Here is a 6,097-nt window from a genome sequence, read left to right on the forward strand (position 1 = left end):
ATATAGAGCATGATTTTAGTGCTTTAAAGAGAGCCAGAATGTATACTTCTATAGACACTTCTCTGGATGAAGTAATTCGTGAATATTGTGCTTCTTAGTGTCTCCTCCTTATTTAAAATAACTATATCTGGGAATTCAGAAACACTTCCAGAAAATGCTTAGTCACGAAGCCGCCGTTCTCGAAGATCGAGATCCCGAACAGCTGCACCAAATGCGTATCGGAATGCGGCGCTTGCGTACCGCCGTCACTAGTTTTACCCCTGCCGTAGTCTTGCCCAAAGCAGCCTCTGAAAAACAGATTGGTAAGATTGCCCGTATTCTAGGGAGTCTTCGAGATCTAGATGTCCTCCAAGAAACCCTCCACAAAGGTTACCAACCCAAGTTACCGACCAAAGAACGGAAAGCATTGAAGCAAGCCTACGTTTACTTGGAAAAAAAGCGGTGCAAAGCTTTAAAACAAGTTCGGGACGTTCTGCAAGGTAAGCCACACCAAAAGCTTAAGCAAACCTTAAAACTGTGGCTAAAAAAACCCACCTATAAAGAAATGGCTCAGATGCCAGCGGCTGCAGTATTACCTGATTTACTCTTACCCATTGTCAGCCGCCTGTTACTCCACCCCGCTTGGCTAGTGGGCGTTGATCTTAAGGATACTGGTAGCCAAACTCCCAAGCAGCTGAAACCAGCAGCAGTTGAGTCCCTGCTAGCCATTCGTGGATCAATGATTCACGATCTACGCAAGCAAGCCAAGCGGGTGCGTTACCAAATGAATCTATTTACTGAACTCTATAGTCCTACCTATAAGGACTATGTCGAAGATATGAAGCAAATTCAAGGCATCTTAGGTGATATTCAGGACAGTATGGTTTTAGACGAATTCTTAAACTCTGTCTTTCACTCAGACCTAAAGCATAACGCTCCCCAGTTGGCTCAGTTACTACAGGCCAACCGCTACAAATCATGGCAACAGTGGCAAACCTTACAACAGAATTATTTGAAGCCCGAAACCAGGCAAGCCTTTCGGCAAATATTACTGACTGATTGACACTCCCCATGGCGCTTATGCCAGGGGATTCTTGTTTCGACGAGCTGACTTTAATACACAAGGGTTTTACCGTTCCTCGCACCAAATAACCGTCTACAAACGCATTATCTAGTTTAAGCAAGTGTACCCAGCGGTCTGCTCTCCACAAGCTTACTGGAATAACTCTCCCAGGGTTTGGGCGTGCCCCGCCCTACCTTTGACTAAAAAACTTAACTTTTGCGCTTTGGTCGGTACTCTTTAGAGTCCATGCGTTTTTAGGGTTTTTCGCTCCCTTGCTGCTACCATCGCTTTACGTCGTAGATTAATTGGTGATACCGACGACTTCTCACCTGTGGTAGGCCAGTAATAACATCATAACACAAACAGAACAAATGAAACGCCGAATCCCTCAATTGTTTTATGTCAGGGGTGATGCTAACCCCATATCTAAAGCTAGGGGCGTATAGACCTCACCCCTCACACTCCCCAATTTTTCGGTCAGGCAACTGATAGGTCTTATGCTGGTGAGGGTATAAACACGGTTAATGTATCTTGGTTGAATGAATTGTATAAAATGTGCTAGCCTTATTAACATAATAGATACAACACTTTGTTCTTTTTCCTTTCTCAGAGTCATGGTCAAGCCAAAAAAACCTTAGGCAAGACTGATTCCCTTGCTGATCTGCTCAAAAAGCAGTAATGGTTTTTAACCTGTTAGGGAACTGAAAGTGTAAAAGAAAAGATACAAGTGGTCTTATAGGAGCTTTTTGCTTGATGGACTATATAGAAAAGGTTTTGGAAAAAATTCAAGAATGGGCGCGCAAGCTTATTGAAGCGCTATTAGGTCCTGAGGCTCAGCCTGAACCAGAACCAATCCCCATTCCTGTTAATGACCCAAGGTGTCGTCGGAATTAGATAGTCATTGTGTCCGGTGATTCTCGAAAACGTCTAAGTATCCTGGTTCTCCATGGTCCCAATCTTAATTTACTGGGACAGCGAGAACCAGGTATTTATGGATCTGTCACCTTGGATGAGATTAACTATCTCCTAGAGCAAGAAGGGCAAAGGCTTGAGGCAAGCGTGACAGCGTTGCAGTCTAATCATGAAGGTATCTTAGTCGATAGGATACATGAAGCTTTAGGACACCACGACGGGATTTTAATTAATGCTGCTGCTTATACCCATACCAGTGTGGCTATTCGAGATGCAATAGCTGCGGTAGCCTTGCCAACTGTAGAAGTTCATCTTAGCAACATCTATCAACGAGAAGCCTTTAGACATCATTCGTTCATGGCACCAGTGGTAGTCGGTCAGATTAGTGGTTTTGGAGCTAACAGCTATAGACTGGGGTTACAGGCTCTAGTTCTTACATTGAGAAAATCGATTGGTAATTAAAATCAAAAATTTGATGGGTGCTGCCTTGCGGGTTGAAAAAGGCAATTTAAAAGCACACTAGATTTCTTGACAAAATATGGATGCGGTACTCACTTTTGAACCGATTTAGAGGTGCCTTGTTAGGTAGCCTTGTGGGAGAAATCCTGGCTGGGAGTGGCTGCCAAAAGTTACGACCAGCTCAAGTAAGATTTCGACCGCCATCCCAAGGGGATGCTGGTCTGAGTAAGACGATTTCCCATTGGAGCAAGATTGCTACTTGTGGTATTGAAAGTTTGATTCGCTGTGGCAACCTCGATTTAGGAGATTGGTTAGTGCAGTGTGAAAAGGCTCAACCCTCTATCCTTTCATTAAAAGGGACTGCCAACAGTAGCGAAGCAGCAGTAGCAACCTTACCAATAGCATTATTTTTTCATGAAGATGAAGTCAAGTTGCGCCAAAAACTGCTAGAGGCGGCAGCAATTTGGCAAAATGATTCTGAAAGGTTTGAGAGTGTCTTGACAATAGCTTGGGCGACAGCGATCGCCCTTACCGAAAAACTTGACTGCCCTACCCTGATTTCCAGAATCATTGCCTACCTAGGGAACTATCAAAATCAAAAGGTCTGGGTGCAACACTTGGAACAATTACAAACTCTACTCGAGCTTGGGGCAAGTTTAGAACAAACTGTTATCCAGCTGCGTCGAGAGCAAAGGCGTAGAAATGAGTCTGAGGATGACTGCTCTTTATCGATTGCCTTAGCATTGTACTGTTTCCTAAACACCCCAGAAGATTTTCGCCTCTGTGTAACTCGTGCAGCTCTTACAGGCTATCAATCACAAACTACTGCTGCCTTAACAGGTGCTTTAGCTGGTGCCTATAACGGTATCATCGGTATTCCAGTGCCCTGGCTGATGGCGCTTAACCTCAGCGGTACTGGGGTTGACCAATGGCAATTAGCAGACCAGTTGTTGGCAGTGTGGTCAGGTGTATATGATGTTTCAGCCATAGCTGAGTTTCAGAAGCTAGCTGTGGTAGCACCAAGAGTGATCGGATCGCGATAAGCTGTTCAATCAACGGACTGTCAAACCAAAAATGAAGCTCCACCTACAAGGGGCTGTAGCCTGAAACTTGATGGTACATAAAATTTTCATGGCCTGTGTTGCACCCGTGGTGTTGAATTTGCTACCACAGCTATAGGTAAAACCAATATAAACCAGTTAAACTAAGATGATCTAAAAAAACACTGGCTTCTGAGCCTTGTCAGCTAAAAATCAGTGAAGTCTGAGATTATATTCTGTTACTGACCCCGCAATAAAGGGTGCTTATGGGGTAAGACTTAAGCCTAAGTGTGACTAGACCATTGAGCCTAATCCTGGTAAGAACTTCCAGCCACAACCCCTAAGCTGGAGTATCTGCAAGACTGCTGACTTCAGTCGCGGTTAACGACAGGAATCATCTTGGATTAGGTGGTCGAGGGGACTTATAACTCCATGATTGAGGATTATCTCCATGGGAGTAGCCATTTTATCACCAACTCGACAGCCACTAATGCAAATTACCCCAAGTTCCCCTAGGGAATGGATCAAAGAAAGAAAAGCTAAAGTTGTAAATAATGACCTAGGCGTATTTACGGTGAAGTTGGTCTGTGAATCATCTGGAAGTCAAACCCAACCAATAGCCATGGGGATTGACCAAGGTAACCACGAAACCATAATTACCACTTTAATGAAGTTTTCTGTTCGCAAACTCCAGTTACTGTTACAGTATACAAGGCCTGATTGTCACTGGAAGTTTCCCACGCAACGTGGGCTCTACCCATGTCAAATGAGTGGATTTAAAATGAGTGGAGGCAAACTTTCCAGTGTTTTTTATGAATAATAAATAAATGTAGATGTCTTTAAGCAAAATGCCACCACCACACAGCAAATTGTGAGCAGACCGCTACTGTTACCAGACATTGCCATTCCTGTGCTATGAAAACGTTCAATTCGCTGACGCAGCCGATCACGCAATTACGGCGAACATCTCAGCACCTTCGCAGTTTTTTGGGATTTAACTCCTCTAGTGCTGCCAAATCCTCAGTTAGCCCACAGCAGGAGAATTTGAAAGGACAACCTCTACAGCCGAGAGAGTCTCCAACCCATGGTGAAGGCACTTCGACTAGCCTAACTTCAGGAAAAGATTGGGGCAAAAGCCAGCACCAAATTCAACAGAGAATTACTCTACCTGTAATGTGGACTTTAGCAGTGGTTTCCCTGACCAGTGTTATGGGAGGGCGCTTTTACAATCAGCCACAGCTACGTGAAGACAGAGTAGCACCACAGACAATCCGGGCACCATTCGATGCTATAGTTGAGGACTCTAAGACCACGGCTGAGAGACGCAAAGAAGCTCAAAGAGGTGCTCAACCAGTCTTGATGATTGACCAATCTGTTACAGAAGGAATTTATCAAAATCTTGATAAGTCTCTGGACGCTGTCGAAGAACTGCGCACTAACAGCGGTGTTTTTCCTTTTGTAAAGACTGATGTACTATCCATCGCCACCCAGCGGTATCTACGGCAAAGTAAGGAATGGGAATGGCGGGCTATCTTGGCATTTTCAGATATCGATAACCATGGCAACGGGTTTGATTCTGAAGCCAAACCACCGACTCCGCCAGAAAATTCATTAAATGTAGCTTTTGTTCAGGCAGTAAGTGAACTGCAAAGCTACCGTCAAAAGTCTTCTGAACAAGAGTTCTCAGCTCTGATTGAGTCAATATCTGCTGCTCGCCAACAGTATGCTCAGGTGTTGCCTCAGCTCTCAGAATACCTTAGCCCTGAATTCAGTAGCCTAAATGATGTTTCCGTACTCGATCTATCAGATCAAGATTGGCAGAAAACCCGCATAGTCATTAAGCAGGCTGCTAGTCGCATCCTGACCCAAGGCATTGTTCCAGGATTACCACCAAATCTGATCCAAGAGGCGGTGAAGGTAAACTTGAGTAGCCTTATGCCCCAGGAAGCTCAACCACTAGCCAAGTATTTACTAGTGAGAGTTTTAGAACCCAACTTGATCGAAAACAAAGAATTAACCAAGCTCATAGCAGAACAGGCAGCAGAAAAAGTGGAACCAATGATGGTTTCAGTGCGGAAAGGAGATGTGATTGTAACCGAAGGTGAAACCATCACTCAAACAGACTTTGTACTACTGGATTATTTCGACTTAAGCCGTCGAGGAATTAACTGGCTGGGTTTGATGGGATTTGGTGGTTTGGTTACTACTACGGTGGGCATCTTTGCCTTAGTGCAACGGCGAGTTCACCCGAAATGGAGACGGCGGGACTACATTTTGGTATTGCTACTGACCCTGAGTATGCCAATATCAATACTTTTCAAGAGTCCCTTCTTCGAGATTCCCTACACTATGCCTGCTATTGCTTTGTTAGTAGGGAACTTTTATGGGTCTACGATGGGCGTGACAGTAGTGGGTTTACTGACAGGCTTAGTGACCTTTAGTATGGAAGTCACTGGAGAACAAGTACTAGCAAATGTTGCTGGTGGTTTACTGGGTGCCTTGATGGCAGGACGAATGCGATCGCGAGAGGAATTGGCTCTGCTCGGAGTTGGGGTGGGCTTAACTCAAGGTGTCGTTTCCCTGATTATCAATCTGATTATTAGTGCCACTGCTAGTACAATTTGGTCTGCAGTTCTGCCAGGAG

At 44.6% G+C, this 6,097-nt stretch carries 5 protein-coding genes and 1 pseudogene; all 6 read left to right on the forward strand.

Going from position 1 to position 6,097, the window contains the following annotated elements; translation table 11 throughout:
* Positions 1-98: pseudogene (locus F6K20_RS20925) on the forward strand (IS630 family transposase); the annotation flags it as partial.
* A 56-nt stretch (positions 99-154) separates the two neighbouring features.
* Positions 155-1,042: a CHAD domain-containing protein gene (locus tag F6K20_RS20930; RefSeq protein WP_502708853.1), complete on the forward strand. Its 888-nt coding sequence runs from the start codon at positions 155-157 to the stop codon at positions 1,040-1,042.
* Positions 1,043-1,945: 903 nt separating this feature from the next.
* The gene (aroQ, locus tag F6K20_RS20935; RefSeq protein ID WP_008177933.1) at positions 1,946-2,416 is read left to right on the forward strand and encodes a type II 3-dehydroquinate dehydratase; all 471 of its coding nucleotides are present in this window, start codon (positions 1,946-1,948) and stop codon (positions 2,414-2,416) included.
* A gap of 80 nt (positions 2,417-2,496) precedes the next feature.
* Positions 2,497-3,456 (forward strand): ADP-ribosylglycohydrolase family protein, encoded by a 960-nt coding sequence (locus F6K20_RS20940; protein WP_008177931.1) that lies wholly within the window; start codon positions 2,497-2,499, stop codon positions 3,454-3,456.
* A 448-nt stretch (positions 3,457-3,904) separates the two neighbouring features.
* Positions 3,905-4,273 carry an RRXRR domain-containing protein gene (locus tag F6K20_RS20945; protein ID WP_008177928.1) on the forward strand — a complete coding sequence of 123 codons (369 nt, stop codon included), beginning with the start codon at positions 3,905-3,907 and terminating at the stop codon, positions 4,271-4,273.
* Positions 4,274-4,440: 167 nt separating this feature from the next.
* A partial coding sequence (locus tag F6K20_RS20950) for a hypothetical protein (RefSeq protein WP_287295913.1) occupies positions 4,441-6,097 on the forward strand: 1,657 nt, incomplete at its 3' end.

The sequence above is a fragment of the Moorena sp. SIO2C4 genome (genome assembly GCF_010672485.1).
GTDB lineage: Bacteria > Cyanobacteriota > Cyanobacteriia > Cyanobacteriales > Coleofasciculaceae > Moorena > Moorena producens.

Excerpts from the sequence above, each read along its gene's own strand:
- F6K20_RS20930 (WP_502708853.1), top strand. The coding sequence starts at position 155 with ATGCTTAGTCACGAAGCCGCCGTTCTCGAAGATCGAGATCCCGAACAG.
- F6K20_RS20940 (WP_008177931.1), top strand. The coding sequence starts at position 2,497 with ATGCGGTACTCACTTTTGAACCGATTTAGAGGTGCCTTGTTAGGTAGC.
- F6K20_RS20945 (WP_008177928.1), top strand. The coding sequence starts at position 3,905 with ATGGGAGTAGCCATTTTATCACCAACTCGACAGCCACTAATGCAAATT.